41 protein-coding genes are annotated in these 23,362 nt (G+C 50.2%); 3 read left to right on the top strand and 38 right to left on the bottom strand.

Features of this window, described 5'->3' with window-relative positions; all coding sequences use genetic code 11:
* Positions 1 to 19 precede the first annotated feature (19 nt).
* Both trkA and mscL read left to right on the top strand, forming a co-directional pair.
* Positions 20 to 1,396, top strand: a complete 1,377-nt coding sequence (trkA, locus tag JZ655_RS18860) for a Trk system potassium transporter TrkA (RefSeq protein ID WP_040078369.1) — start codon at positions 20 to 22, stop codon at positions 1,394 to 1,396.
* Between the two features lie 147 nt (positions 1,397 to 1,543).
* Entirely contained in the window at positions 1,544 to 1,957 is a 414-nt protein-coding gene (mscL, locus tag JZ655_RS18865; RefSeq protein ID WP_046886568.1) for a large-conductance mechanosensitive channel protein MscL, read from the top strand.
* On the opposite strand, the gene JZ655_RS18870 is transcribed toward mscL, so the two are convergent.
* The 31 genes from JZ655_RS18870 to rpsJ all read right to left on the bottom strand — a co-directional run bounded on the left by JZ655_RS18870 (position 1,958) and on the right by rpsJ (position 16,776).
* On the bottom strand, positions 1,958 to 2,164 hold the full coding sequence (locus JZ655_RS18870; protein WP_046886569.1) for an alternative ribosome-rescue factor A: 207 nt from the start codon (positions 2,162 to 2,164) through the stop codon (positions 1,958 to 1,960). It lies immediately after the preceding gene.
* A 56-nt stretch (positions 2,165 to 2,220) separates the two neighbouring features.
* Positions 2,221 to 2,646: a Zn(2+)-responsive transcriptional regulator gene (gene zntR / locus JZ655_RS18875; RefSeq protein WP_046886571.1), complete on the bottom strand. Its 426-nt coding sequence runs from the start codon at positions 2,644 to 2,646 to the stop codon at positions 2,221 to 2,223.
* Between the two features lie 2 nt (positions 2,647 to 2,648).
* Positions 2,649 to 3,017: a DnaJ family domain-containing protein gene (locus JZ655_RS18880; protein WP_207292501.1), complete on the bottom strand. Its 369-nt coding sequence runs from the start codon at positions 3,015 to 3,017 to the stop codon at positions 2,649 to 2,651.
* 106 nt (positions 3,018 to 3,123) lie between these two features.
* The gene (gene rplQ / locus JZ655_RS18885; protein WP_001216368.1) at positions 3,124 to 3,507 is read right to left on the bottom strand and encodes a 50S ribosomal protein L17; all 384 of its coding nucleotides are present in this window, start codon (positions 3,505 to 3,507) and stop codon (positions 3,124 to 3,126) included.
* Positions 3,508 to 3,547: 40 nt separating this feature from the next.
* Positions 3,548 to 4,537, bottom strand: a complete 990-nt coding sequence (locus tag JZ655_RS18890; RefSeq protein WP_002919219.1) for a DNA-directed RNA polymerase subunit alpha — start codon at positions 4,535 to 4,537, stop codon at positions 3,548 to 3,550.
* 25 nt (positions 4,538 to 4,562) lie between these two features.
* Complete coding sequence (rpsD, locus tag JZ655_RS18895) at positions 4,563 to 5,183, bottom strand: 30S ribosomal protein S4 (RefSeq protein ID WP_004868345.1); 621 nt, start codon at positions 5,181 to 5,183, stop codon at positions 4,563 to 4,565.
* Positions 5,184 to 5,215: 32 nt separating this feature from the next.
* Positions 5,216 to 5,605: a 30S ribosomal protein S11 gene (gene rpsK, locus JZ655_RS18900; RefSeq protein WP_003863312.1), complete on the bottom strand. Its 390-nt coding sequence runs from the start codon at positions 5,603 to 5,605 to the stop codon at positions 5,216 to 5,218.
* A 16-nt stretch (positions 5,606 to 5,621) separates the two neighbouring features.
* On the bottom strand, positions 5,622 to 5,978 hold the full coding sequence (gene rpsM, locus JZ655_RS18905; RefSeq protein WP_003863308.1) for a 30S ribosomal protein S13: 357 nt from the start codon (positions 5,976 to 5,978) through the stop codon (positions 5,622 to 5,624).
* Between the two features lie 146 nt (positions 5,979 to 6,124).
* Positions 6,125 to 6,241 (bottom strand): 50S ribosomal protein L36, encoded by a 117-nt coding sequence (gene rpmJ, locus JZ655_RS18910; RefSeq protein WP_000868187.1) that lies wholly within the window; start codon positions 6,239 to 6,241, stop codon positions 6,125 to 6,127.
* A gap of 31 nt (positions 6,242 to 6,272) precedes the next feature.
* Entirely contained in the window at positions 6,273 to 7,604 is a 1,332-nt protein-coding gene (secY, locus tag JZ655_RS18915; RefSeq protein ID WP_040078361.1) for a preprotein translocase subunit SecY, read from the bottom strand.
* A gap of 7 nt (positions 7,605 to 7,611) precedes the next feature.
* Positions 7,612 to 8,046 (bottom strand): 50S ribosomal protein L15, encoded by a 435-nt coding sequence (rplO, locus tag JZ655_RS18920; RefSeq protein ID WP_003863304.1) that lies wholly within the window; start codon positions 8,044 to 8,046, stop codon positions 7,612 to 7,614.
* A gap of 3 nt (positions 8,047 to 8,049) precedes the next feature.
* On the bottom strand, positions 8,050 to 8,229 hold the full coding sequence (gene rpmD / locus JZ655_RS18925; protein ID WP_003863301.1) for a 50S ribosomal protein L30: 180 nt from the start codon (positions 8,227 to 8,229) through the stop codon (positions 8,050 to 8,052).
* A 6-nt stretch (positions 8,230 to 8,235) separates the two neighbouring features.
* Positions 8,236 to 8,736, bottom strand: coding sequence for a 30S ribosomal protein S5 (gene rpsE, locus JZ655_RS18930; RefSeq protein ID WP_007369821.1), 501 nt, complete (start codon positions 8,734 to 8,736; stop codon positions 8,236 to 8,238).
* Positions 8,737 to 8,750: 14 nt separating this feature from the next.
* Complete coding sequence (gene rplR / locus JZ655_RS18935) at positions 8,751 to 9,104, bottom strand: 50S ribosomal protein L18 (RefSeq protein ID WP_040078359.1); 354 nt, start codon at positions 9,102 to 9,104, stop codon at positions 8,751 to 8,753.
* Between the two features lie 9 nt (positions 9,105 to 9,113).
* Positions 9,114 to 9,647: a 50S ribosomal protein L6 gene (gene rplF / locus JZ655_RS18940; protein ID WP_040078358.1), complete on the bottom strand. Its 534-nt coding sequence runs from the start codon at positions 9,645 to 9,647 to the stop codon at positions 9,114 to 9,116.
* Between the two features lie 12 nt (positions 9,648 to 9,659).
* The gene (rpsH, locus tag JZ655_RS18945; protein ID WP_032614699.1) at positions 9,660 to 10,052 is read right to left on the bottom strand and encodes a 30S ribosomal protein S8; all 393 of its coding nucleotides are present in this window, start codon (positions 10,050 to 10,052) and stop codon (positions 9,660 to 9,662) included.
* A gap of 30 nt (positions 10,053 to 10,082) precedes the next feature.
* Positions 10,083 to 10,388, bottom strand: coding sequence for a 30S ribosomal protein S14 (gene rpsN, locus JZ655_RS18950; protein WP_032614701.1), 306 nt, complete (start codon positions 10,386 to 10,388; stop codon positions 10,083 to 10,085).
* A gap of 14 nt (positions 10,389 to 10,402) precedes the next feature.
* Entirely contained in the window at positions 10,403 to 10,942 is a 540-nt protein-coding gene (gene rplE / locus JZ655_RS18955; RefSeq protein WP_032614703.1) for a 50S ribosomal protein L5, read from the bottom strand.
* A 14-nt stretch (positions 10,943 to 10,956) separates the two neighbouring features.
* Positions 10,957 to 11,271, bottom strand: a complete 315-nt coding sequence (gene rplX, locus JZ655_RS18960) for a 50S ribosomal protein L24 (RefSeq protein ID WP_003863287.1) — start codon at positions 11,269 to 11,271, stop codon at positions 10,957 to 10,959.
* A gap of 10 nt (positions 11,272 to 11,281) precedes the next feature.
* Positions 11,282 to 11,653 carry a 50S ribosomal protein L14 gene (gene rplN, locus JZ655_RS18965; protein ID WP_002919748.1) on the bottom strand — a complete coding sequence of 124 codons (372 nt, stop codon included), beginning with the start codon at positions 11,651 to 11,653 and terminating at the stop codon, positions 11,282 to 11,284.
* Positions 11,654 to 11,819: 166 nt separating this feature from the next.
* Complete coding sequence (gene rpsQ / locus JZ655_RS18970) at positions 11,820 to 12,074, bottom strand: 30S ribosomal protein S17 (RefSeq protein WP_040078356.1); 255 nt, start codon at positions 12,072 to 12,074, stop codon at positions 11,820 to 11,822.
* The gene (gene rpmC, locus JZ655_RS18975; RefSeq protein ID WP_032614707.1) at positions 12,074 to 12,265 is read right to left on the bottom strand and encodes a 50S ribosomal protein L29; all 192 of its coding nucleotides are present in this window, start codon (positions 12,263 to 12,265) and stop codon (positions 12,074 to 12,076) included. Before rpmC ends, rpsQ begins: the two co-directional genes overlap by 1 nt.
* Positions 12,265 to 12,675 carry a 50S ribosomal protein L16 gene (gene rplP / locus JZ655_RS18980; protein WP_002919759.1) on the bottom strand — a complete coding sequence of 137 codons (411 nt, stop codon included), beginning with the start codon at positions 12,673 to 12,675 and terminating at the stop codon, positions 12,265 to 12,267. The genes rpmC and rplP overlap by 1 nt, the downstream gene beginning before the upstream one ends.
* Positions 12,676 to 12,687: 12 nt before the next feature.
* Positions 12,688 to 13,389: a 30S ribosomal protein S3 gene (rpsC, locus tag JZ655_RS18985; protein WP_000529945.1), complete on the bottom strand. Its 702-nt coding sequence runs from the start codon at positions 13,387 to 13,389 to the stop codon at positions 12,688 to 12,690.
* Between the two features lie 17 nt (positions 13,390 to 13,406).
* Entirely contained in the window at positions 13,407 to 13,739 is a 333-nt protein-coding gene (gene rplV, locus JZ655_RS18990) for a 50S ribosomal protein L22 (RefSeq protein ID WP_002919773.1), read from the bottom strand.
* Positions 13,740 to 13,753: 14 nt separating this feature from the next.
* Entirely contained in the window at positions 13,754 to 14,032 is a 279-nt protein-coding gene (gene rpsS / locus JZ655_RS18995) for a 30S ribosomal protein S19 (protein ID WP_001138117.1), read from the bottom strand.
* Positions 14,033 to 14,048: 16 nt separating this feature from the next.
* Positions 14,049 to 14,870 carry a 50S ribosomal protein L2 gene (gene rplB, locus JZ655_RS19000; RefSeq protein ID WP_002919786.1) on the bottom strand — a complete coding sequence of 274 codons (822 nt, stop codon included), beginning with the start codon at positions 14,868 to 14,870 and terminating at the stop codon, positions 14,049 to 14,051.
* A 17-nt stretch (positions 14,871 to 14,887) separates the two neighbouring features.
* Positions 14,888 to 15,190 (bottom strand): 50S ribosomal protein L23, encoded by a 303-nt coding sequence (gene rplW, locus JZ655_RS19005; RefSeq protein ID WP_000617546.1) that lies wholly within the window; start codon positions 15,188 to 15,190, stop codon positions 14,888 to 14,890.
* The gene (gene rplD / locus JZ655_RS19010; protein WP_003031119.1) at positions 15,187 to 15,792 is read right to left on the bottom strand and encodes a 50S ribosomal protein L4; all 606 of its coding nucleotides are present in this window, start codon (positions 15,790 to 15,792) and stop codon (positions 15,187 to 15,189) included. The genes rplW and rplD overlap by 4 nt, the downstream gene beginning before the upstream one ends.
* Before the next feature lie 10 nt (positions 15,793 to 15,802).
* On the bottom strand, positions 15,803 to 16,432 hold the full coding sequence (gene rplC / locus JZ655_RS19015) for a 50S ribosomal protein L3 (RefSeq protein WP_016538466.1): 630 nt from the start codon (positions 16,430 to 16,432) through the stop codon (positions 15,803 to 15,805).
* Between the two features lie 32 nt (positions 16,433 to 16,464).
* Positions 16,465 to 16,776 carry a 30S ribosomal protein S10 gene (rpsJ, locus tag JZ655_RS19020; RefSeq protein WP_001181005.1) on the bottom strand — a complete coding sequence of 104 codons (312 nt, stop codon included), beginning with the start codon at positions 16,774 to 16,776 and terminating at the stop codon, positions 16,465 to 16,467.
* A gap of 385 nt (positions 16,777 to 17,161) precedes the next feature.
* Here rpsJ and JZ655_RS19025 point away from each other — a divergent pair, with 385 nt between their 5' ends.
* Positions 17,162 to 17,635, top strand: coding sequence for a prepilin peptidase (locus tag JZ655_RS19025; protein WP_207293882.1), 474 nt, complete (start codon positions 17,162 to 17,164; stop codon positions 17,633 to 17,635).
* Here JZ655_RS19025 and bfr read toward each other — a convergent pair.
* The 7 genes from bfr to tusB form a co-directional block, all read right to left on the bottom strand.
* Entirely contained in the window at positions 17,619 to 18,095 is a 477-nt protein-coding gene (bfr, locus tag JZ655_RS19030; protein ID WP_040078352.1) for a bacterioferritin, read from the bottom strand. The genes JZ655_RS19025 and bfr overlap by 17 nt on opposite strands.
* Positions 18,096 to 18,167: 72 nt before the next feature.
* Positions 18,168 to 18,362, bottom strand: a complete 195-nt coding sequence (gene bfd, locus JZ655_RS19035) for a bacterioferritin-associated ferredoxin (protein ID WP_003863268.1) — start codon at positions 18,360 to 18,362, stop codon at positions 18,168 to 18,170.
* A 178-nt stretch (positions 18,363 to 18,540) separates the two neighbouring features.
* Positions 18,541 to 19,725 (bottom strand): elongation factor Tu, encoded by a 1,185-nt coding sequence (tuf, locus tag JZ655_RS19040; RefSeq protein ID WP_040078350.1) that lies wholly within the window; start codon positions 19,723 to 19,725, stop codon positions 18,541 to 18,543.
* Between the two features lie 69 nt (positions 19,726 to 19,794).
* Positions 19,795 to 21,909, bottom strand: coding sequence for an elongation factor G (fusA, locus tag JZ655_RS19045; RefSeq protein WP_040078349.1), 2,115 nt, complete (start codon positions 21,907 to 21,909; stop codon positions 19,795 to 19,797).
* A 96-nt stretch (positions 21,910 to 22,005) separates the two neighbouring features.
* On the bottom strand, positions 22,006 to 22,476 hold the full coding sequence (rpsG, locus tag JZ655_RS19050) for a 30S ribosomal protein S7 (protein WP_004106370.1): 471 nt from the start codon (positions 22,474 to 22,476) through the stop codon (positions 22,006 to 22,008).
* A gap of 96 nt (positions 22,477 to 22,572) precedes the next feature.
* Positions 22,573 to 22,947, bottom strand: coding sequence for a 30S ribosomal protein S12 (rpsL, locus tag JZ655_RS19055; protein WP_000246815.1), 375 nt, complete (start codon positions 22,945 to 22,947; stop codon positions 22,573 to 22,575).
* Between the two features lie 124 nt (positions 22,948 to 23,071).
* Positions 23,072 to 23,359, bottom strand: a complete 288-nt coding sequence (gene tusB / locus JZ655_RS19060) for a sulfurtransferase complex subunit TusB (protein WP_207292502.1) — start codon at positions 23,357 to 23,359, stop codon at positions 23,072 to 23,074.
* Between the last annotated feature and the right edge of the window lie 3 nt (positions 23,360 to 23,362).

A 23,362-nucleotide genomic window follows, 5' to 3' on the forward strand; every position in this document is an offset into this window, starting at 1 on the left:
TGAAAACGGGTCGAGAGATATGAAAATAATCATTCTGGGCGCGGGACAGGTTGGCGGCACGCTGGCTGAGAACCTGGTGGGTGAGAATAACGACATCACTATTGTCGATACCAATGGCGATCGCCTGCGCGGACTTCAGGATAAGTTTGACCTGCGTGTTGTACAGGGTCATGGATCTCATCCCCGTGTACTGCGTGAAGCAGGTGCCGATGACGCGGATATGCTGGTTGCCGTGACCAGCTCTGACGAAACCAATATGGTCGCCTGCCAGGTCGCTTATTCCCTCTTCAATACGCCAAATCGTATCGCACGTATCCGCTCACCAGATTATGTACGGGACGCGGATAAGCTTTTCAGCTCCGATGCCGTGCCCATCGATCACCTTATCGCACCTGAACAGTTGGTTATCGACAGCATATACCGCCTGATTGAGTATCCCGGCGCACTGCAGGTGGTTAACTTTGCTGAGGGCAAAGTGAGTCTTGCGGTGGTGAAAGCTTATTACGGCGGGCCGCTCATTGGTAACGCACTGTCCACCATGCGCGAACATATGCCGCACATTGATACGCGCGTTGCCGCTATTTTCCGCCATGACCGCCCTATTCGTCCGCAGGGCTCCACGATCGTTGAGGCGGGTGATGAGGTATTCTTTATTGCCGCATCTCAACATATTCGTGCGGTAATGAGTGAACTGCAGCGACTGGAAAAACCGTACAAGCGCATCATGCTGGTAGGTGGCGGTAACATTGGTGCCGGTCTGGCGCGTCAACTCGAGAAAGATTACAGCGTCAAACTGATCGAGCGCGATCAACAACGCGCTTCAGAGCTGGCGGAGAAACTGCAAAACACTATCGTTTTTTACGGTGATGCCTCGGATCAAGAGCTGCTGGCAGAAGAGCATATTGATCAGGTTGATCTCTTTATTGCTGTAACAAATGACGACGAAGCCAACATCATGTCGGCGATGTTAGCGAAACGGATGGGCGCCAAAAAGGTAATGGTGTTGATTCAACGTCGCGCTTATGTCGACCTGGTACAGGGCAGTGTCATCGACATTGCTATCTCTCCGCAACAGGCAACCATCTCAGCCTTACTCAGCCATGTGCGTAAGGCGGATATAGTTGGTGTGTCGTCCTTGCGACGTGGGGTTGCAGAAGCGATCGAAGCCGTGGCACACGGTGACGAGACAACTTCACGCGTGGTTGGACGTACTATCGACGAAATTAAGCTTCCTCCGGGTACCATCATCGGCGCGGTGGTCCGCGGGAATGATGTCATGATTGCCAATGATAATTTACGTATTGAGCAAGGCGACCATGTCATTATGTTCCTGACGGATAAAAAGTTTATTACCGACGTCGAAAGATTATTCCAGCCAAGTCCCTTCTTCCTGTAATCCCAGAAAGGTGCTGTTATTTGCACCTTTTTTATTTAACCCGTTAATATGTATGGCTTATATTTCTGTGAAGCGTCTCTCTCTTAAATGGCAATTCGCTAATGATTTGTTAAACTTAAATCCGTCAGCTGGCACAAGGAGAAGATAATGAGTTTTATTAAAGAATTTCGCGAATTTGCGATGCGCGGGAATGTAGTGGATTTGGCTGTGGGTGTGATCATTGGTGCAGCGTTCGGTAAGATCGTTTCGTCTCTGGTTGCCGATATTATCATGCCCCCGCTGGGGCTGCTAATTGGTGGAATCGACTTTAAACAATTCGCAATAACATTGCGCGAAGCCCAGGGCGATATTCCAGCAGTGGTGATGCACTACGGCGTCTTCATTCAGAATGTTTTTGATTTTGTGATTGTTGCATTCGCCATTTTCATGGCCATCAAGCTTATTAACAGGCTGAATCGCAAGAAGAAAGAAGAACCGGCTGCACCGCCAGCGCCGACAAAAGAAGAAGTATTGCTTACTGAGATTCGTGATTTACTGAAACAGCAGAATAATCGCCCCTGATTAAGCCAGAAGGCCAGTGGTAAACAAGCTATCTGCTTGCTTGCCACTGGCCTCCCAGTTACCTCGTTTTGCATGTTTGGCTTTCCGTAAAAAACTTCCCTTCCCTTTTTTATTCTTCTCAACGCGCTGCCTAAACAGGGGATCATGCAGTAGTGCCTCGATCGCGTTATTATTAATTTGCCCTTTCGTATGCTGATAACGGCTCATAATGACTCCAGTTGATATGTATTTCGGCGCGAGTGTCGATCCAGCCGCTGGTAAAATCAACAGCCTTTCGGATCGCCGCTTGATCCCTGTTCCAGGGTTTCAAGGATAGAACAATATACGCTGCTGTGTGAGGTGCCGCAACATGCGTCGTTCAGACGCTGTAGCGATAAGCGCATCGTTTGCAGCTCCTGAATGCGGGCTTCGACCTCATTCAGCCTCGCCTGAACAATACTTTTTGACTCCTGGCACGTATGGTGTTGTGGATCAATACGGATCGAGAGTAGTTCGCGGATCGACTCCAGAGAAAAATCGAGTTGTCGTGCATGGCGGATAAACTTCAGACGCTGAAGGTCATCTTCAGTATATAAACGAAAGCCGCCTTCCGTTCGCAGACCGTGGTCCATCATCTTCTGCTTTTCATAATAGCGAATGGTATCTGGGGTCACCTCTGCCAGTTTGGCAATTTCACCGATGCGATACATGATCATCTCTCTTTGAATTTCTGTTGGAACCTGGCGCCATATTCGCCATGTAGAAAATCCGTGTTTATCCCCGCCTGCTGTAATTTCATCTCAAGTAATGCAAGACGTTTAGCCAGACTGTGATAGTTGGGATCATCTTCCCTGACAGCGTGAATGAGGTTAAGCAGTTCGACGGCCTCTTTTCGTTGCTCCAGCTCGGGGGGAAGACAGCCGGCGTTCTTTAACAACCGGTAGGCGGACCGAAGTTCAGGTGGAACATGAGAATTATCATCCATAACGAGCGCAGCACCGCTGCCGGGAAGATTGTCGAACTCACCCTTACGTTGGGCTTCAAGAATGTGTCGTTCTGCCCACTGGTCGAGTAACCACATAGCAAAACTCCGGAGAGCGCAAAAAAGATACGTCTATTGTAGGTAAGACGAGATTAGCAGGATATAAAAAAACCCGCCGAGGCGGGTTTTTTTACGTTACTGCAGATTACTCTGCAGCAGCTTCTGCTTTCTCTGAACGATCAACCAGCTCGATGTAAGCCATCGGCGCGTTGTCGCCTGCACGGAAACCACACTTCAGAATGCGAGTGTAACCACCGGCACGGCTCGCGAAACGCGGGCCCAGTTCGTTAAACAGTTTTGCCACGATCTCGTTATCACGAGTACGGGCGAATGCCAGACGACGATTAGCAACGCTGTCAGTCTTGGCAAGAGTAATCAGCGGCTCAACTACGCGACGCAGCTCTTTCGCTTTAGGCAGGGTCGTCTTGATGATCTCATGACGAACCAGTGAACCTGCCATGTTGCGGAACATAGCCTGGCGATGGCTGCTGTTGCGGTTCAGTTGACGACCACTCTTACGATGGCGCATGACCTTATCCTTCTCAGTAAAACCTTAACCTGTGATCCGGTTACTCGTCAGCAATGCTTGCCGGTGGCCAGTTTTCCAGGCGCATGCCCAGAGACAGTCCACGGGAGGCCAGCACGTCTTTAATCTCGGTAAGAGATTTTTTACCCAGGTTCGGCGTTTTCAGCAACTCAACCTCGGTACGCTGTACCAGATCACCGATATAGTGGATAGCTTCTGCCTTGAGGCAGTTAGCAGAGCGGACAGTCAACTCGAGATCGTCAACAGGGCGCAGCAGGATCGGATCGAATTCTGGTTTCTCTTCTTTCACTTCCGGCTGACGTACATCACGTAAGTCAACGAAAGCTTCCAGTTGTTCTGCCAGGATGGTTGCCGCACGACGAATCGCCTCTTCAGGATCGATTGTGCCGTTGGTTTCCATTTCGATGACCAGCTTGTCCAGGTCGGTACGCTGTTCTACACGCGCTGCTTCAACATTGTAGGCAATACGCTCTACAGGGCTGTAGCATGCGTCGACCAGCAGACGGCCGATTGGGCGCTCATCTTCTTCCGAATGAATTCGGGCAGAAGCCGGCACATAACCACGACCGCGCTGAACTTTGATACGCATGCTAATAGCCGCGTTCTCATCGGTCAGGTGGCAGATCACGTGCTGCGGCTTGACGATTTCAACATCACCGTCATGGGTGATGTCGGCTGCAGTCACAGGGCCAATGCCAGATTTATTCAGAGTAAGAATAACTTCATCTTTACCCTGAACTCTCACCGCCAGCCCTTTCAGGTTGAGCAGGATTTCAAGGATATCTTCCTGAACGCCTTCTTTGGTGCTGTACTCATGAAGTACACCATCAATCTCAACCTCGGTCACCGCGCAACCCGGCATCGATGAGAGCAGAATACGGCGCAGTGCGTTACCCAAAGTGTGGCCAAAGCCACGCTCTAAAGGCTCAAGGGTCACCTTGGCGTGCGTCGAACTCACTTGCTCGATATCTACCAGGCGCGGTTTTAGAAACTCTGTCACAGAACCCTGCATTGTGTCCTCTCTTTGGTACTAAGCTTTACTTGGAGTAAAGCTCGACGATCAGGTGTTCGTTAATGTCCGCAGACAGATCAGAACGTTCCGGCTGACGCTTGAACGTACCTTCCATCTTGCCAGCATCAACTTCCAGCCAGGTTGGCTTTTCACGCTGCTCAGCCAGCTCCAGAGCGGCTTTCACGCGAGATTGCTTTTTCGCTTTCTCACGAATGCTAACAACGTCATTCGCTTTAACCTGATAAGAAGCGATGTTAACAACACGACCGTTTACCATGATTGCTTTATGGCTAACCAGCTGGCGTGATTCAGCGCGAGTAGCACCGAAGCCCATACGGTATACAACGTTGTCCAGACGACCTTCCAGCAGAGCCAACAGGTTTTCACCGGTGTTGCCTTTCAGACGTGCTGCTTCTTTATAGTAGTTACGGAACTGACGCTCCAGCACACCGTACATACGGCGAACTTTTTGCTTTTCACGCAACTGCACACCATAGTCAGACAGACGCGGTTTACGCGCACCGTGCTGGCCAGGAGCTTGTTCAATTTTACACTTGGTATCGATCGCGCGAACGCCAGACTTAAGGAATAAGTCGGTGCCCTCACGACGGCTCAGCTTGAGCTTAGGACCCAAATATCTTGCCATTTTCTATCTCCAACTAACCTAAAAAACGAGCGTTATACGCGACGTTTTTTCGGCGGACGACAACCGTTATGAGGGATCGGAGTCACATCAGTAATATTCGTGATGCGGAAACCAGCGGCGTTCAGAGCGCGAACAGTAGATTCACGACCCGGACCCGGACCTTTAACCATAACTTCCAGATTCTTGATGCCGTATTCTTTTACGGCTTCTGCACAACGCTCTGCTGCAACCTGAGCTGCGAACGGAGTGGATTTGCGAGAACCACGGAAACCGGAACCACCGGCTGTTGCCCAACCCAATGCGTTACCCTGACGATCAGTAATAGTAACGATGGTGTTGTTGAAAGAAGCATGGATATGAGCCACGCCGTCAGAGACTTGTTTTCTTACACGTTTACGTGCACGAACTGGTGCCTTTGCCATTATTCAATCACCCCGATTATTTCTTGATCGGTTTGCGCGGACCCTTACGGGTACGTGCGTTGGTCTTAGTACGCTGACCGCGCACTGGCAGACCACGACGATGACGCAAACCGCGATAGCAACCAAGATCCATCAGGCGCTTGATGCTCATGCTAATTTCACGGCGCAGATCACCTTCAACGACAAATTTGGCAACTTCGTCACGCAGCGTGTCGATTTGTTCTTCAGACAGCTCACTGATCTTAACATCTTCAGCGATACCCGCTGCAGCCAGAATGGCTTTGGAACGGGTCTTGCCGACGCCGTAGATCGAAGTTAATGCGATCACAGCATGTTTCTGATCAGGAATGTTAATGCCTGCTATACGGGCCACTATGCACTCCTACTATTTAATATGTACGCACCATGCTGAAAAGCCCGTTTTCAGGATACTCAAATGGAAACGTACAGACATACAAAAGATTGGCTGGCTAATCTAGCCAGCTCAACCCAACTTTGCAAGAAAAATATGCGAAATAATCAGCCTTGGCGCTGTTTATGCTTCGGCTCGGCACTGCAAATCACACGGATGACACCATCACGCTTAACGATTTTGCAGTTACGGCATAATTTCTTGACGGAAGCACGAACTTTCATTTTTACTCTCCGTAACTTCTCAGGCGACCATTTAGCGGCCGTAGCCTTTCAGGTTCGCCTTCTTCAATGCAGACTCGTACTGACTCGACATCATCAGAGTTTGCACTTGAGCCATAAAGTCCATAATCACGACAACAACGATAAGCAGTGAGGTCCCACCGAAGTAGAACGGTACTTTCATTGCATCACGCATGAACTCCGGGATCAGGCAGATAAAAGTAATATAAAGCGCACCAACCAAAGTCAGGCGAGTCATTACTTTATCGATATACTTCGCCGTTTGCTCTCCCGGACGAATTCCTGGTACAAATGCACCGGACTTCTTCAGGTTATCTGCTGTTTCACGCGGGTTGAAGACCAACGCCGTGTAGAAGAAACAGAAGAAGATGATCGCAGACGCATAGAGTAACACATAAAGCGGTTGCCCAGGCTGCAAATACAGCGAAATTGTTGTCAGCCAGTTCCAACCAGTACCGCCCCCGAACCATGACGTGATGGTAGCCGGGAACAGAATAATACTGGAAGCGAAGATCGCCGGGATAACCCCTGCCATATTCACTTTCAGCGGTAAATGTGTGCTCTGTGCAGCATAGACACGACGACCTTGCTGACGTTTTGCGTAGTTTACCACAATGCGGCGTTGACCACGTTCAACGAATACAACAAAGAACGTCACTGCAAATACTAATACTGCAACCAACAGCAACAAGAGGAAGTGCAGGTCGCCTTGACGCGCTTGCTCGATAGTATGGGCAATGGCTGGCGGGAGTCCCGCAACGATACCAGCGAAGATAATGATTGAGATACCGTTTCCGATACCACGCTCAGTAATCTGTTCGCCGAGCCACATCAGGAACATAGTTCCTGAGACCAGACTAACAACAGCGGTGAAATAGAATGCAAAGCCTGGGTTAATAACCAGGCCCTGCATACCAGGCATATTCGGTAAACCGGTAGCAATACCGATTGACTGGAATATTGCCAGCACCAGAGTGCCGTAACGGGTGTACTGGCTGATCTTACGACGACCAGACTCCCCTTCTTTCTTCAGTTCTGCCAGGGTCGGATGAACGACCGTCAGCAGCTGGATAATAATCGATGCCGAAATATACGGCATGATACCCAGAGCGAAGATAGAAGCTCGGCTGAGAGCACCACCAGAGAACATGTTAAACATTTCAATGATGGTGCCTCGCTGTTGCTCAAGCAGTTTGGCAAGTACAGCGGCATCAATACCAGGGATCGGAATAAAAGAGCCAATACGGAAAACGATCAGCGCACCTACAACAAACAAAAGTCTGCGTTTCAGCTCGCCAAGCCCACCTTTGGCACTTTGAAAATCTAATCCCGGTTGTTTAGCCATCTGCTACTTATTCCTCGATTTTACCGCCAGCAGCTTCGATAGCAGCACGAGCGCCTTTAGTAACACGCAGGCCACGAACAGTTACCGGAGTAGAAACTTCACCAGCCAGGATCACTTTCGCGAACTCGATCTGGATACCGATAATGTTTGCTGCTTTCAGCGTGTTCAGGTCAACGACGCCGCCTTCAACTTTCGCCAGGTCAGACAGACGGATTTCCGCTGTGATCGCTGCTTTGCGAGAAGTGAAGCCGAATTTCGGCAGACGACGGTACAGTGGCATCTGGCCACCCTCGAAACCGCGACGTACGCCACCGCCAGAACGAGAGTTCTGACCTTTGTGACCACGACCACCGGTTTTGCCGAGGCCAGAACCGATACCACGACCCAGGCGTTTACCCGCCTTTTTAGAGCCTTCGGCTGGAGACAGAGTATTTAAACGCATCTCTTACTCCTCAACTTTAACCATGAAGTAAACCGCGTTGACCATACCACGTACAGCAGGAGTATCCTCGCGCTCAACGGTATGACCAATACGACGCAGACCCAGGCCAAGCAGCGTTGCCTTGTGTTTCGGCAGACGTCCGATTGCACTGCGGGTTTGAGTGATTTTAATAGTCTTTGCCATGGTCAATTACCCCAGAATTTCTTCAACGGATTTACCACGCTTGGCAGCGACCATTTCTGGAGATTTCATATTTTCCAGGCCATCAATAGTTGCACGAACCACGTTGATCGGGTTGGTGGAACCATATGCTTTAGCCAGAACGTTATGAACCCCAGCGACTTCCAGAACGGCACGCATTGCACCACCGGCGATGATACCGGTACCTTCTGAAGCCGGCTGCATGAAGACACGAGAACCCGTGTGAGTACCCTTAACTGGGTGCTGCAGGGTGCCGTGGTTCAGCGCGACGTTAATCATATTGCGACGGGCTTTTTCCATCGCTTTCTGGATCGCTGCTGGAACTTCACGCGCTTTACCGTAACCAAAACCAACGCGACCATTACCATCACCAACTACAGTCAGAGCTGTGAAGGAGAAAATACGGCCACCTTTTACGGTTTTGGATACGCGGTTAACCGCGATCAGCTTTTCCTGCAGTTCGCCAGCCTGTTTTTCGATGTGAGCCATCTTACACCTCTACCTTAGAACTGAAGGCCAGCTTCACGGGCAGCATCTGCCAGTGCCTGGACACGACCATGATATTGGAACCCGGAACGGTCAAAGGACACGTTAGTGATACCTTTTTCCAGAGCGCGTTCAGCAACAGCTTTACCTACAGCTGCAGCAGCGTCTTTGTTACCGGTGTACTTCAATTGTTCAGTAATAGCTTTTTCTACAGTAGAAGCAGCTACCAGAACTTCAGAACCGTTCGGTGCAATTACCTGTGCGTAAATATGACGCGGGGTACGATGTACCACCAGGCGAGTTGCACCCAGCTCTTTGAGCTTGCGGCGTGCGCGGGTCGCACGACGGATACGAGCAGATTTCTTATCCATAGTGTTACCTTACTTCTTCTTAGCCTCTTTGGTACGCACGACTTCGTCGGCGTAACGAACACCCTTGCCTTTATAAGGCTCAGGACGACGGTAGGCGCGCAGATCTGCTGCAACCTGGCCAATCAGCTGTTTATCAGCGCCTTTCAGCACGATTTCAGTCTGAGTCGGACATTCTGCAGTGATACCTGCCGGCAGCTGATGTTCAACAGGGTGTGAGAAGCCCAGAGACAGGCCTACTGCATTCCCTTTGATCGCTGCACGGTAACCTACACCAACCAGCTGAAGCTTTTTAGTGAAGCCTTCGGTAACACCAACAACCATTGAGTTCAGCAGGGCACGCGCGGTACCAGCCTGAGCCCAGCCATCAACGTAACCAGTACGTGGGCCGAAAGTCAGAGCGTTGTCTGCATGATTAACTTCAACAGCATCGTTGAGGGTACGAGTCAGCTCGCCATTTTTACCTTTGATCGTAATAACCTGACCGTTGATTTTTACATCAACGCCGGCAGGAATAACGACCGGTGCTTTAGCAACACGAGACATTTTTTCCTCCGATTAGGCTACGTAGCAGATAATTTCGCCACCAAGACCAGCCTGGCGCGCTGCACGATCAGTCATAACACCTTTAGAGGTAGAAACAACTGCGATACCCATGCCGGCCATAACTTTTGGCAGCTCATCTTTTTTCTTATAGATGCGCAGACCTGGGCGGCTGACACGCTGAATGCTTTCTACAACAGCTTTACCCTGGAAATACTTAAGAGTAAGTTCCAGTTCCGGCTTGGTGTCGCCTTCAACTTTAAAATCTTCGATAAAACCTTCTTCCTTCAGCACGTTGGCAATTGCCACTTTCAGCTTGGCGGAAGGCATGGTGACCGCAACTTTGTTCGCGGCCTGACCGTTACGGATACGGGTCAGCATATCCGCGATCGGATCTTGCATGCTCATCTGTCTTTACTCCCGTGATTCAATTGGTAATTACCAGCTAGCCTTTTTCAAGCCTGGTACTTCACCGCGCATGGCGGCTTCACGCAGTTTGATACGGCTCAACCCGAACTTGCCCACAAAACCATGTGGACGACCTGTTTGACGACAGCGGTTACGCTGACGAGACGGGCTGGAATCACGCGGCAGAGACTGCAGCTTGAGAACAGCATTCCAACGATCTTCGTCGGAAGCGTTCACATCAGAAATGATCGCTTTCAGTTCAGCGCGTTTAGCGAAGAATTTATCAGCTAAAGCTACGCGCTTTACTTCGCGTGCTTTCATTGATTGCTTAGCCATTCAGTAACCCTACCTTACTTGCGGAACGGGAAGTCAAAGGCAGCCAGCAGAGCACGGCCTTCTTCATCAGAGTTCGCAGTAGTGGTGATGGTAATATCCAAACCACGCACGCGATCGACTTTATCGTAGTCAATCTCTGGGAAGATGATCTGCTCACGGACACCCATGCTGTAGTTGCCACGACCGTCGAAAGACTTAGCGGACAAGCCACGGAAGTCACGGATACGTGGTACAGCAATAGAGATCAGGCGCTCAAGGAACTCCCACATGCGTTCGCCACGCAGAGTTACTTTACAGCCGATCGGATAGCCCTGACGGATTTTGAAGCCTGCAACTGATTTGCGTGCTTTGGTGATCAACGGCTTTTGACCGGAGATAGCTGTCAGGTCAGCTGCTGCGTTATCCAGCAGTTTCTTGTCAGCGATCGCTTCACCAACACCCATGTTCAGGGTGATCTTCTCGACCCGAGGGACTTGCATGACAGAATTGTAGTTAAACTCAGTCATGAGTTTGTTAACTACTTCGTCTTTGTAGTAATCATGCAGTTTCGCCATCGTACTACTCCAAATTACTTGATAGTTTCGCTGTTAGATTTGAAGAAACGGACTTTTTTGCCGTCTTCGAATCTAAAGCCTACACGGTCAGCCTTGCCGGTAGCCGCATTGAAGATTGCAACGTTAGAAACCTGAATAGCAGCTTCTTTTTCAACGATGCCACCTGGTTGGTTCAGGGCCGGAACCGGCTTCTGATGTTTCTTAACCAGGTTGATACCTTCAACGACAAGTTTGCCGGAAGACAGAACATTTTTTACTTTACCGCGTTTACCTTTGTCTTTACCGGTTAACACGATAACTTCGTCATCACGACGGATTTTCGCTGCCATGATTCGCTCCTTAGAGTACTTCTGGTGCCAGAGAGATAATTTTCATGAACTTCTCAGTACGAAGCTCACGAGTTACCGGCCCAAAGATACGCGTGCCGATAGGCTGCTCGCTGTTATTGTTCAAAATAACGCATGCATTACCATCGAAGCGAATGACAGAACCGTCAGGGCGACGAACACCCTTCTTGGTGCGCACCACTACCGCTTTCAGCACATCACCTTTCTTGACCTTACCACGTGGAATTGCTTCTTTGATGGTGATCTTGATGATGTCGCCTACGCCTGCGTAGCGACGGTGCGAGCCACCCAGAACCTTGATACACATTACGCGACGTGCACCGGAGTTGTCGGCGACGTTCAGCATAGTCTGTTCTTGGATCATTTTAGTGCTCCGCTAATGTCAACTACTACCTGAGACTCTAAAATCAGAGCCGTTGAAAAGCCCCATATCGAGGGCGCGGCATTATAACACCGCTTCTACAATATGGGTAGAAAAAATAAACGGCTCATCGCTGAGCCGTTTATTCGTATTGAGAAGGCTTACTGTATTACAGAACCGCTTTCTCTACAACGCGAACCAGCGTCCAGGACTTAGTCTTGGACAGCGGACGGCATTCACGGATTTCAACCTTGTCGCCGATACCGCATTCGTTGTTCTCGTCATGTACGTGCAGTTTGGTCGTACGCTTGATGAATTTACCGTAGATCGGGTGTTTCACAAAACGTTCGATAGCAACAACCAGAGATTTCTCCATTTTGTTGCTAACAACACGACCTTGCAGAGTACGGATTTTATCGGTCATTACGCACCCGCCTTCTGAGTCAGTAAAGTCTTAACGCGTGCAACATCACGACGAACCTGCTTCAGCAGGTGAGTCTGTTGCAGCTGGCCACTTGCAGCCTGCATGCGCAGGTTGAATTGCTCACGCAGCAGGTTCAGCAGCTCAGCGTTCAGCTCTTCTACGCTTTTTTCACGCAGCTCATTTGCTTTCATTACATCACCGTCTTAGTTACAAAGGTGGTTTTAATCGGCAGTTTCGCTGCTGCCAGGCCGAATGCTTCACGGGCCAGCTCTTCCGGTACGCCGTCCATTTCATACAGGACTTTACCCGGTTGGATCAAGGCAACCCAGTACTCCACGTTACCTTTACCTTTACCCATACGAACTTCCAGCGGCTTCTCGGTGATTGGTTTGTCCGGGAATACACGGATCCAAATCTTACCTTGACGCTTAACTGCACGGGTCATAGCACGACGTGCTGCTTCGATCTGACGTGCAGTCAGACGACCACGGCCAACAGCTTTCAGACCGAAAGTGCCGAAGCTAACATCCGTACCCTGCGCCAGACCACGGTTGCGGCCTTTGTGCACTTTACGGAATTTTGTACGCTTTGGTTGTAACATCAGCGACGCTCCTTATTTACGGCCTTTACGCTGCTGCTTTTTAGGTTGAGCAGCCGGTTTTTCCGGTTGTTCAACAGCAGCCATACCACCCAGGATCTCACCTTTGAAGATCCATACCTTAACGCCGATTACACCGTAAGTGGTGTGCGCTTCAGAGGTGTTGTAGTCGATGTCAGCACGCAGAGTGTGCAGCGGTACGCGACCTTCACGGTACCATTCGGTACGTGCGATTTCCGCGCCGCCCAGACGGCCGCTAACTTCAACTTTGATACCTTTAGCGCCCAGACGCATTGCGTTCTGAACAGCACGCTTCATCGCACGACGGAACATAACACGACGTTCCAACTGAGAAGTGATGCTGTCAGCAACCAATTTAGCGTCCAGTTCAGGCTTACGAACTTCAGCGATATTGATCTGTGCAGGAACGCCAGCGATATCCGCTACGACCTTGCGCAGTTTTTCTACGTCTTCGCCTTTCTTACCGATAACGATGCCAGGACGAGCAGTGTGAATAGTTACACGGATGCTCTTAGCCGGACGCTCGATAACGATACGAGATACGGACGCTTTAGCCAGTTCCTTAGTCAGGTACTGACGTACTTTAAAATCGCTGTCCAGGTTGTCAGCGAATTCTTTGGTGTTCGCAAACCAGGTAGAGTTCCATGGTTTTACAATACCCAGGCGAATACCATTAGGATGTACTTTCTGACCCATTGCTAGTCTCCAGAGTCTCAGCGATCGGACACAACCACAGTAATGTGGCTGGTGCGCTTCAGGATGCGATCTGCACGACCTTTCGCACGCGGCATAATGCGCTTCATGCTTGGGCCTTCATCTACGAAAATTTTCGCGACTTTCAGATCGTCGATGTCAGCGCCATCGTTGTGTTCAGCGTTAGCAATGGCAGATTCCAGTACTTTCTTGACCAATACCGCAGCTTTCTTGTTGGTATAGGTCAGGATGTCCAGGGCCTGCGACACTTTCTTACCGCGAATCAGGTCAGCAACAAGGCGAACCTTCTGAGCAGAAGAACGAGCATGGCGATGTTGAGCTAAAGTTTCCATCTCTTCCTCCTACCTTATTTCTTCTTCGCTTTTTTATCAGCAGCGTGGCCGCGATAAGTACGAGTCGGTGCGAATTCACCCAGTTTGTGACCAACCATTTCGTCGGTAACAAAGACTGGAACGTGCTGACGACCATTATGGACAGCGATGGTCAAACCGATCATGTTAGGAAAGATCGTTGAACGACGGGACCAAGTGCGCAAAGGCTTCTTGTCTCCGCTTTCCACCGCTTTCTCTACCTTCTTCAGCAAGTGCAGGTCAATAAAAGGACCTTTCTTGAGAGAACGTGGCATGGCTTATCCTCTAAAATTATTTGCTACGGCGACGTACGATAAATTTATCAGTACGCTTGTTGCTGCGGGTCTTCTTACCTTTGGTCTGGAGGCCCCACGGAGATACCGGGTGCTTACCAAAGTTACGACCTTCACCACCACCATGTGGGTGATCGACTGGGTTCATCGCAGTACCGCGAACGGTAGGACGAACACCACGCCAGCGTGCAGCACCTGCTTTACCCAGAACGCGCAGCATATGCTCAGCATTGCCAACTTCGCCCAGAGTAGCGCGGCAGTCTGCTTCGACTTTACGCATTTCACCAGAACGCAGACGCAGGGTGACATAAGCACCATCACGAGCAACGATCTGAACGTAAGTACCAGCGGAACGTGCCAGCTGACCGCCTTTACCTGGTTTCATTTCTACGTTATGCACGGTAGAACCAACCGGGATATTGCGCATCGGCAGGGTGTTACCTGCTTTGATTGCAGCATCAACGCCAGACTGAATCTGGTCACCAGCTTTCAGGCCTTTAGGGGCCAGGATGTAACGGCGTTCGCCATCTTTGTACAGAACCAGCGCGATGTTCGCGGAACGGTTCGGATCGTACTCAAGACGCTCAACAACTGCTGGGATACCGTCTTTGTTGCGTTTAAAGTCAACAATACGATAAGCCTGCTTGTGGCCACCACCGATGTGACGAGTGGTGATACGGCCATTGTTGTTACGACCACCGGATTTGCTGTTTTTTTCCAGCAACGGAGCAAAAGGTTTGCCCTTGTGCAGCTCAGGGTTAACCACTTTAACTACGTGGCGACGACCCGGAGATGTCGGTTTACATTTAACAACTGCCATTGTATTACTCCTCCGACTTACTCAGCGCCGCCAACGAAGTCCAGATTCTGGCCTTCCTTCAGGGTGACGTAAGCTTTTTTCCAGTCGCTACGACGACCGATACGCTGTCCGTGACGTTTAACTTTCCCTTTAACTACCAGGGTGTTAACGACTTCGACTTCGACTTCAAACAGTTTCTGCACAGCAGCTTTGATCTCTGCTTTGGTCGCGTCTTTAGCAACTTTGAGAACGATGGTGTTAGTTTTTTCCATCGCAGTAGACGCTTTTTCAGAAACGTGCGGTGCGCGCAGCACCTTCAGCAGACGTTCTTCACGAATCATGCCAGCATCTCCTCAACTTGCTTAACAGCATCAGCAGTCATTACGACTTTGTCGAAGGCGATCAGGCTAACCGGGTCGATACCAGTTGCATCGCGTACGTCAACCTTGTGCAGGTTGCGCGCAGCCAGGAACAGGTTCTCGTCCAGCTCACCGGTGATGATCAGCACATCTTCCAGAGCCATGTCTTTCAGTTTCTGTGCCAGCAGCTTAGTTTTAGGCGCTTCAACAGAGAATGATTCGACAACGATCAGACGATCCTGACGTACCAGTTCGGACAGAATGCTTTTCAGCGCGCCGCGGTACATCTTTTTGTTAACTTTTTGACTGTGGTCCTGTGGACGCGCAGCGAAGGTCACGCCACCTGAACGCCAGATCGGGCTCTTGATAGAACCTGAACGCGCACGGCCGGTACCTTTCTGGCGCCATGGCTTTTTGCCAGAACCAGTTACTTCAGCACGAGTCTTCTGAGCACGAGTACCCTGACGAGCACCAGCTGCATAAGCAACAACAACCTGGTGAACCAGCGCTTCGTTGAAATCACGACCGAAGGTAGTTTCGGAAACAGTCAGCGCGCTCTGCGCGTCTTTCAATACTAATTCCATTGCTATCCCCTTACGCCTTCACAGCTGGTTTAACGATCAGGTCGCTACCGGTTGCACCCGGGACCGCACCTTTAACCAGCAGCAGGTTGCGCTCAGCGTCAACACGTACTACGTCCAGGCTCTGAACAGTTACACGTTCGTTACCCAGCTGACCTGCCATTTTCTTGCCTTTGAACACTTTGCCCGGAGTCTGGTTCTGACCGATAGAACCCGGTACGCGGTGAGACAAGGAGTTACCGTGGGTAGCGTCCTGGGTACGGAAGTTCCAGCGCTTAACGGTACCAGCGAAACCTTTACCTTTAGAGGTACCGGTTACGTCAACTTTTTTAACTTCAGCAAACAGCTCAACGCTAATGTCCTGACCTACGGTGAACTCTTCGCCTTCAGCAAGACGGAATTCCCACAGACCACGGCCAGCTTCTACGCCAGCTTTAGCGAAGTGACCCGCTTCTGGTTTGGTTACACGGTTAGCTTTTTTAGCACCAGTGGTAACCTGAACAGCGCGGTAGCCATCGTTAGCCAGATCTTTAACCTGAGTAACGCGGTTTGCTTCAACTTCGATTACGGTTACTGGGATAGAAACGCCATCTTCAGTGAAGATGCGGGTCATTCCCACTTTTTTACCGACTAAACCAATCATTGTTTCAACCTCTCAATCGCTCGATGACCTGATTAACCCAGGCTGATCTGCACGTCTACACCGGCAGCCAGATCCAGACGCATCAGAGCATCAACGGTTTTCTCAGTTGGCTCAACGATGTCAACCAGACGCTTGTGAGTGCGGATTTCGTACTGATCACGCGCGTCTTTGTTTACGTGCGGAGAGATCAGAACGGTGAAGCGCTCTTTGCGGGTCGGCAGCGGGATCGGACCACGGACTTGCGCACCAGTGCGCTTAGCAGTCTCGACGATTTCCGCGGTTGATTGATCGATCAGACGATGATCAAACGCTTTAAGGCGGATACGGATTCTTTGGTTCTGCATGAGACCAGAGCTCCAATTATTTTATAAACGAAAATGATTACTCCTCAAACCCATTACGATTGATGGGAGAGTGTAACCGTTCTTACGTAGCTCCCCAATTGGGAGCATTATTGAGTAACAAAATGAGTTACCCTGGTTCAGATTGAACCCGCCGTCAATTACGACAAGCCCGCGCATTATACGTAAATCTGGGCGCGACGCAAGCTTAGTTTAGAAAACAGGCGGTCCAGAACAATTTCGCGTGCTTGCTCGTACCTCTACTGCAACTTCCACACGTTGCGTCTCTTCTTTGGATAGCGCTTTCCAGTTCTGCATCTTGCTATTTGTCGCGCATTTATGGATTTGAGAAAAGTACGGCCATATCCATTGTACTGAGGTTTTTATGATGCTGAATGCCCTCCCCTTCCTGCTAGCGTATCTGGCTTTGACCGCCATTCTCATACGTGCCGATATCCGTACCGGCTTGCTGCCAGACAGGTACCTATGCCCGCTGTTATGGTCCGGACTACTTTTTCATCTCTGTATCAACCCTGACTTTTTGCCAGCCGCGATAACTGGCGCGATGGCAGGTTACGCAGGGTTCGCGCTTATCTATTGGGGTTACAGGCTAGTGTGCAAGCAAGAAGGTATGGGATATGGCGATGTGAAGTATTTAGCGGCTCTCGGTGCATGGCATGGCTGGTGTGTTTTGCCCGTACTGGCGCTCGCCGCGGCGCTGATGGCCACTGTTTATGTGTTGATACGATCAATGATAAAGCCGGGAGAGAAACTGTTTAAAAACCCGCTGCCTTTTGGCCCCTTTATGGCGGCAGCAGGTTTACTTACTGGATGGCAAAGCCTGGTTAGCTTTCCACTTTAATCTGAGACTGTAGATAATTCTGCACACCAATTTTATCGATCAGATCCAGCTCCGTTTCCAGCCAGTCGATATGGCCTTCTTCGTCTGCAAGGATCTGGATCATCATATCGCGGCTCACATAATCATGAACGCTGTCCGCATAGGCTATCGCTTCACGAAGGTCTTTCGCCCCTTCCAGCTCCAGCCGCAGATCGGAACGCAACATCTCCTCGACATCTTCGCCGATACCCAGCTTGCCGAGGTCCTGCAGATTTGGGATACCCTCGAGGAAGAGAATACGCTCGATATACTTATCGGCGTGCTTCATTTCATCGATGGATTCGTGATATTCAACGTCGTTGAGGCGAGTTAAGCCCCAATTCTTGAACATACGTGCATGAAGAAAATACTGATTGATTGCGACAAGCTCATTTCCCAATAATTTATTGAGATAACTTATGATTTTAACATCACCTTTCATTATATAGTCCCTCCGCTTCCACTCATTGAAGCGTAGAACGGGCTACAGGGATGTCAAAAAAAAGATAGGCGCTCAGGCAATCTCTTTGAATTCTGGGATCTGCATCAGTTCATCCTGCATGATCTCACGGGCAGCACGAACGCACTTACCGCATTGATTTCCGACTGGAACAAACTTGCGTAGCTGTTGGAAGGATTGTGGCTGAAATTGACGAACGGCCTGACGGATTTTTTTATCACTCACACCATTACAAAGACAAACGTACATACGCACTCCCGTTCAAAATATGCGCAAAGTGTAAGTGAGAATGGTTATGATTACAATAGCACAAGCCGCAGGATACGCGCCGGGAGAGTACAAAAAATGCGAGAATTTGTGACAGCATTAAATTGTAGAAAACAAAAAAGGACGCCGAAGCGTCCTTTTTTAATTCAGGGATAATTAATTAGCCCAGAACTTTAGCAACAACGCCCGCGCCAACGGTACGACCGCCTTCACGGATTGCGAAACGCAGACCGTCGTCCATCGCGATTGGGTGGATCAGAGTCACAACCATCTTGATGTTGTCGCCTGGCATTACCATCTCAACGCCTTCTGGCAGTTCGATGGTACCGGTCACGTCAGTTGTACGGAAGTAGAACTGCGGACGGTAGCCTTTGAAGAACGGAGTATGACGGCCGCCTTCGTCTTTGGACAGGATGTACACTTCAGATTCGAACTTGGTGTGTGGCTTGATGGAGCCTGGCTTCGCCAGAACCTGACCACGTTCGATTTCTTCACGTTTGATACCACGCAGCAGAACACCAACGTTCTCACCAGCACGGCCTTCGTCCAGCAGTTTGCGGAACATTTCAACGCCAGTACAGGTAGACTTAGCAGTGTCTTTGATACCAACGATTTCAACTTCTTCGCCAACTTTGATGATACCGCGCTCTACACGACCGGTAACAACGGTACCACGACCGGAGATGGAGAATACGTCTTCGATTGGCAGCAGGAACGGCTTGTCAATCGCACGCTCTGGCTCAGGGATGTAAGAATCCAGGTAGCCAGCCAGTTCGATGATTTTCTCTTCCCACTCTGCTTCGCCTTCCAGCGCTTTCAGCGCGGAACCACGAACGATTGGGGTGTCGTCGCCTGGGAAATCGTACTGAGACAGCAGTTCACGAACTTCCATCTCTACCAGTTCCAGCAGCTCTTCGTCATCAACCATGTCGCATTTGTTCAGGAACACGATGATGAAAGGAACGCCTACCTGACGACCCAGCAGGATGTGCTCACGGGTCTGAGGCATAGGGCCGTCAGTCGCAGCAACAACCAGGATCGCGCCGTCCATCTGCGCAGCACCGGTGATCATGTTTTTAACATAGTCGGCGTGGCCTGGGCAGTCTACGTGTGCGTAGTGGCGAGTCGGGGTGTCATATTCAACGTGAGAAGTGTTGATGGTGATACCACGCGCTTTTTCTTCTGGTGCGTTATCGATCTGGTCGAATGCACGAGCAGCACCGCCGTAGGTTTTAGCCAGTACGGTAGTGATTGCAGCGGTCAGAGTAGTTTTACCGTGGTCAACGTGGCCGATAGTACCAACGTTGACGTGCGGTTTTGTACGTTCAAATTTTTCTTTAGACACGGCTATATTCCTTACTATAGTGCTCTCCCCTCTGGAGAGAGCACGGGACTTAGGTTTTAATCCTGTGGATTATTTACCACGGGCTTCGATAACGGCCTGAGCAACGTTGTTCGGTGCATCATCATACTTCAGGAATTCCATGGTGTATGATGCACGACCTTTGGTCAGAGAACGCAGCTGAGTTGCATATCCGAACATTTCAGACAGCGGAACTTCAGCGTGGATCTTAACGCCAGTCACTTCGGATTCTTGACCACGCAGCATACCGCGACGACGGCTCAAGTCACCGATAACGTCACCGGTGTTCTCTTCCGGAGTTTCTACTTCAACCTTCATGATTGGCTCAAGCAGAACTGGTTTCGCTTTCTTAAAGCCATCTTTAAAGGCAAGAGAAGCAGCCAGTTTAAACGCCAGTTCAGAGGAGTCAACGTCGTGGTAAGAACCGAAGTGCAGACGGATACCAATGTCTACTACCGGGTAACCTGCCAGCGGACCAGACTTCAGCTGCTCCTGAATGCCTTTATCAACGGCAGGGATGTATTCGCCAGGAATTACACCACCTTTGATGTCGTTGATGAACTCGTAACCTTTCGGATTAGAGCCCGGCTCCAGTGGGTACATGTCGATCACAACGTGACCGTACTGACCGCGACCACCAGACTGCTTAGCGTGTTTACCTTCGATATCGGTAACTTTAGTACGAATCGCTTCACGGTAAGCAACCTGAGGTTTACCTACGTTCGCTTCAACGTTGAATTCACGCTTCATACGGTCAACGATGATATCCAGGTGAAGTTCACCCATACCAGCGATGATGGTCTGGTTAGATTCTTCGTCAGTCCATACGCGGAAGGACGGGTCTTCTTTCGCCAGACGGCCCAGAGCCAGACCCATTTTTTCCTGGTCAGCTTTGGTTTTAGGTTCAACGGCGATGGAGATTACCGGCTCAGGGAATTCCATACGCTCCAGAATGATCGGGTGATCCGGGTTACACAGGGTGTCACCGGTGGTCACGTCTTTCAGACCGATAGCCGCAGCGATATCGCCCGCGCGAACTTCTTTGATCTCTTCACGTTTGTTAGCGTGCATCTGTACGATACGGCCGAAACGCTCACGAGCTGCTTTCACGGAGTTCAGGATGGTGTCACCGGAGTTAACCACACCAGAGTACACGCGGAAGAACGTCAGGTTACCCACGAACGGGTCGGTAGCGATTTTGAACGCCAGTGCAGAGAACGGCTCGTCATCACTTGCGTGACGCTCAGCCGGAGTATCTTTACCGTCGTCCAGGATACCGTTGATCGCAGGAACGTCTACTGGGGATGGCAGGTAATCAATTACCGCATCCAGCATTGCCTGAACACCTTTGTTCTTGAACGCAGAACCGCAGGTTACCAGGATGATTTCGTTGTTCAGAACGCGCTGACGCAGAGCTTTTTTGATCTCTTCTTCAGTCAGTTCTTCACCACCCAGGTATTTCTCCATCAGCTCTTCAGATGCTTCAGCTGCGGATTCGATCAGGTTCTGGTGCCATTCGTCAGCCAGGTCCTGCATGTCAGCCGGGATATCTTCGTATTCGAAGGTCACGCCTGCATCTGCTTCGTTCCAGTTGATGGCTTTCATTTTCACCAGGTCAACAACACCGGTGAAACCTTCTTCAGCACCAATAGCCAGCTGCAGCGGAACAGGGTTCGCGCCCAGACGGGATTTGATCTGACCAACAACTTTCAGGAAGTTAGCACCCATACGGTCCATTTTGTTAACGAACGCGATGCGTGGAACTTTATATTTGTTAGCCTGACGCCATACGGTCTCAGACTGTGGCTGAACACCACCAACTGCGCAGTAAACCATTACTGCACCATCAAGAACACGCATGGAACGTTCTACTTCGATAGTGAAGTCAACGTGGCCCGGGGTGTCGATGATGTTTACGCGATGCGGTTCATACTGCTTAGCCATACCAGACCAGAATGCAGTAGTCGCAGCGGAAGTGATGGTGATACCACGTTCCTGCTCCTGCTCCATCCAGTCCATGGTAGCTGCACCGTCATGAACTTCACCGATTTTGTGGTTTACACCGGTGTAGAACAGAATACGTTCGGTAGTAGTGGTTTTACCGGCGTCGATGTGCGCACTGATACCGATGTTACGGTAGCGTGCGATGGGTGTTGTACGAGCCATTTGATTCCTCGTTTGTTTCTTTAGGCGTTCAGTTAAGTTACCCAGAGCGGGCGGCTTCTCTGAAGCGCCCGCCTGGTGACTACGACTCCGAAGGGATTACCAACGGTAGTGTGCGAACGCCTTGTTGGCTTCTGCCATACGGTGAACGTCTTCACGTTTCTTAACTGCAGTACCTTTGTTGTCTGCAGCATCAGAAAGTTCGTTCGCCAGACGCAGAGCCATGGATTTATCACCGCGTTTACGAGCAGCTTCAACGATCCAACGCATTGCCAGAGCATTACGACGAACCGGACGAACTTCAACTGGAACCTGATAAGTAGAACCACCAACGCGGCGGGACTTAACTTCTACAGTTGGGCGAACGTTGTCGAGAGCGACTTCGAAAGCTTCCAGTTCATTTTTACCAGAACGCTGAGCCAGGGTCTCAAGCGCGCTGTATACGATTGCTTCTGCAGTAGATTTTTTACCATCTACCATCAGGATATTTACAAATTTTGCCAGCAGTTCTGATCCGAATTTCGGATCTGGAAGGATTTTACGCTGACCAATGACGCGACGACGTGGCATGGGAATACTCCGTTGTTAATTCAGGATTGTCCAAAACTCTAAGAGTTTAGTGTGACATTAAGATAAATCAGTTTGGCCTTACTTAACGGAGAACCATTAAGCCTTAGGACGCTTCACGCCGTACTTGGAGCGAGCCTGCTTACGGTCTTTAACACCAGAGCAGTCGAGCGCACCACGAACGGTGTGGTAACGAACACCCGGAAGGTCTTTAACACGACCGCCACGGATCAGGATCACGGAGTGCTCCTGCAGGTTGTGACCTTCACCACCGATGTAGGAAGTCACTTCAAAACCGTTAGTCAAACGCACACGGCATACTTTACGCAGTGCGGAGTTTGGTTTCTTAGGAGTGGTGGTATATACACGAGTACATACGCCACGTTTCTGCGGGCAGGCTTCCAGCGCAGGCACGTTGCTTTTTGCAACTTTGCGAGCGCGTGGTTTGCGTACCAGCTGGTTAACTGTTGCCATTAAATAGCTCCTGGTTTTAGCTTTTGCTTCGTAAACACGTAATAAAACGACCTCATACAATATGAGGACGCGAAATTTTAGGGCTACGTCGAAAAGGTGTCAAGAAATATACAGCGATCTCAAATCACCAGTTCATTTGACTGGTATGCGTAACTGCAAGATCAACGAAATCAGTATAGCCAACTACGTCAATTTTGGTTGAAATTTGACCAGCCAGCCCTCGCGCGTCAAGGTCGTCTTTGAGCGCATAGACCTTAATGGGGGCGTTAGTGATATTTTCAACGTAACGACTGCCTGCAATTGCGGCCAATACGCCGTCCTGAATTAGCAACAGAGCATCGCCGTCGCGCAACATTCTCAGTAATCCGTCAATGTCGCACTGCCAGGGTGAACGGCTCAGAGTATAGAGCATGGC

Source organism: Leclercia pneumoniae (assembly GCF_017348915.1).
Classification (GTDB): Bacteria; Pseudomonadota; Gammaproteobacteria; order Enterobacterales; family Enterobacteriaceae; genus Enterobacter; species Enterobacter pneumoniae.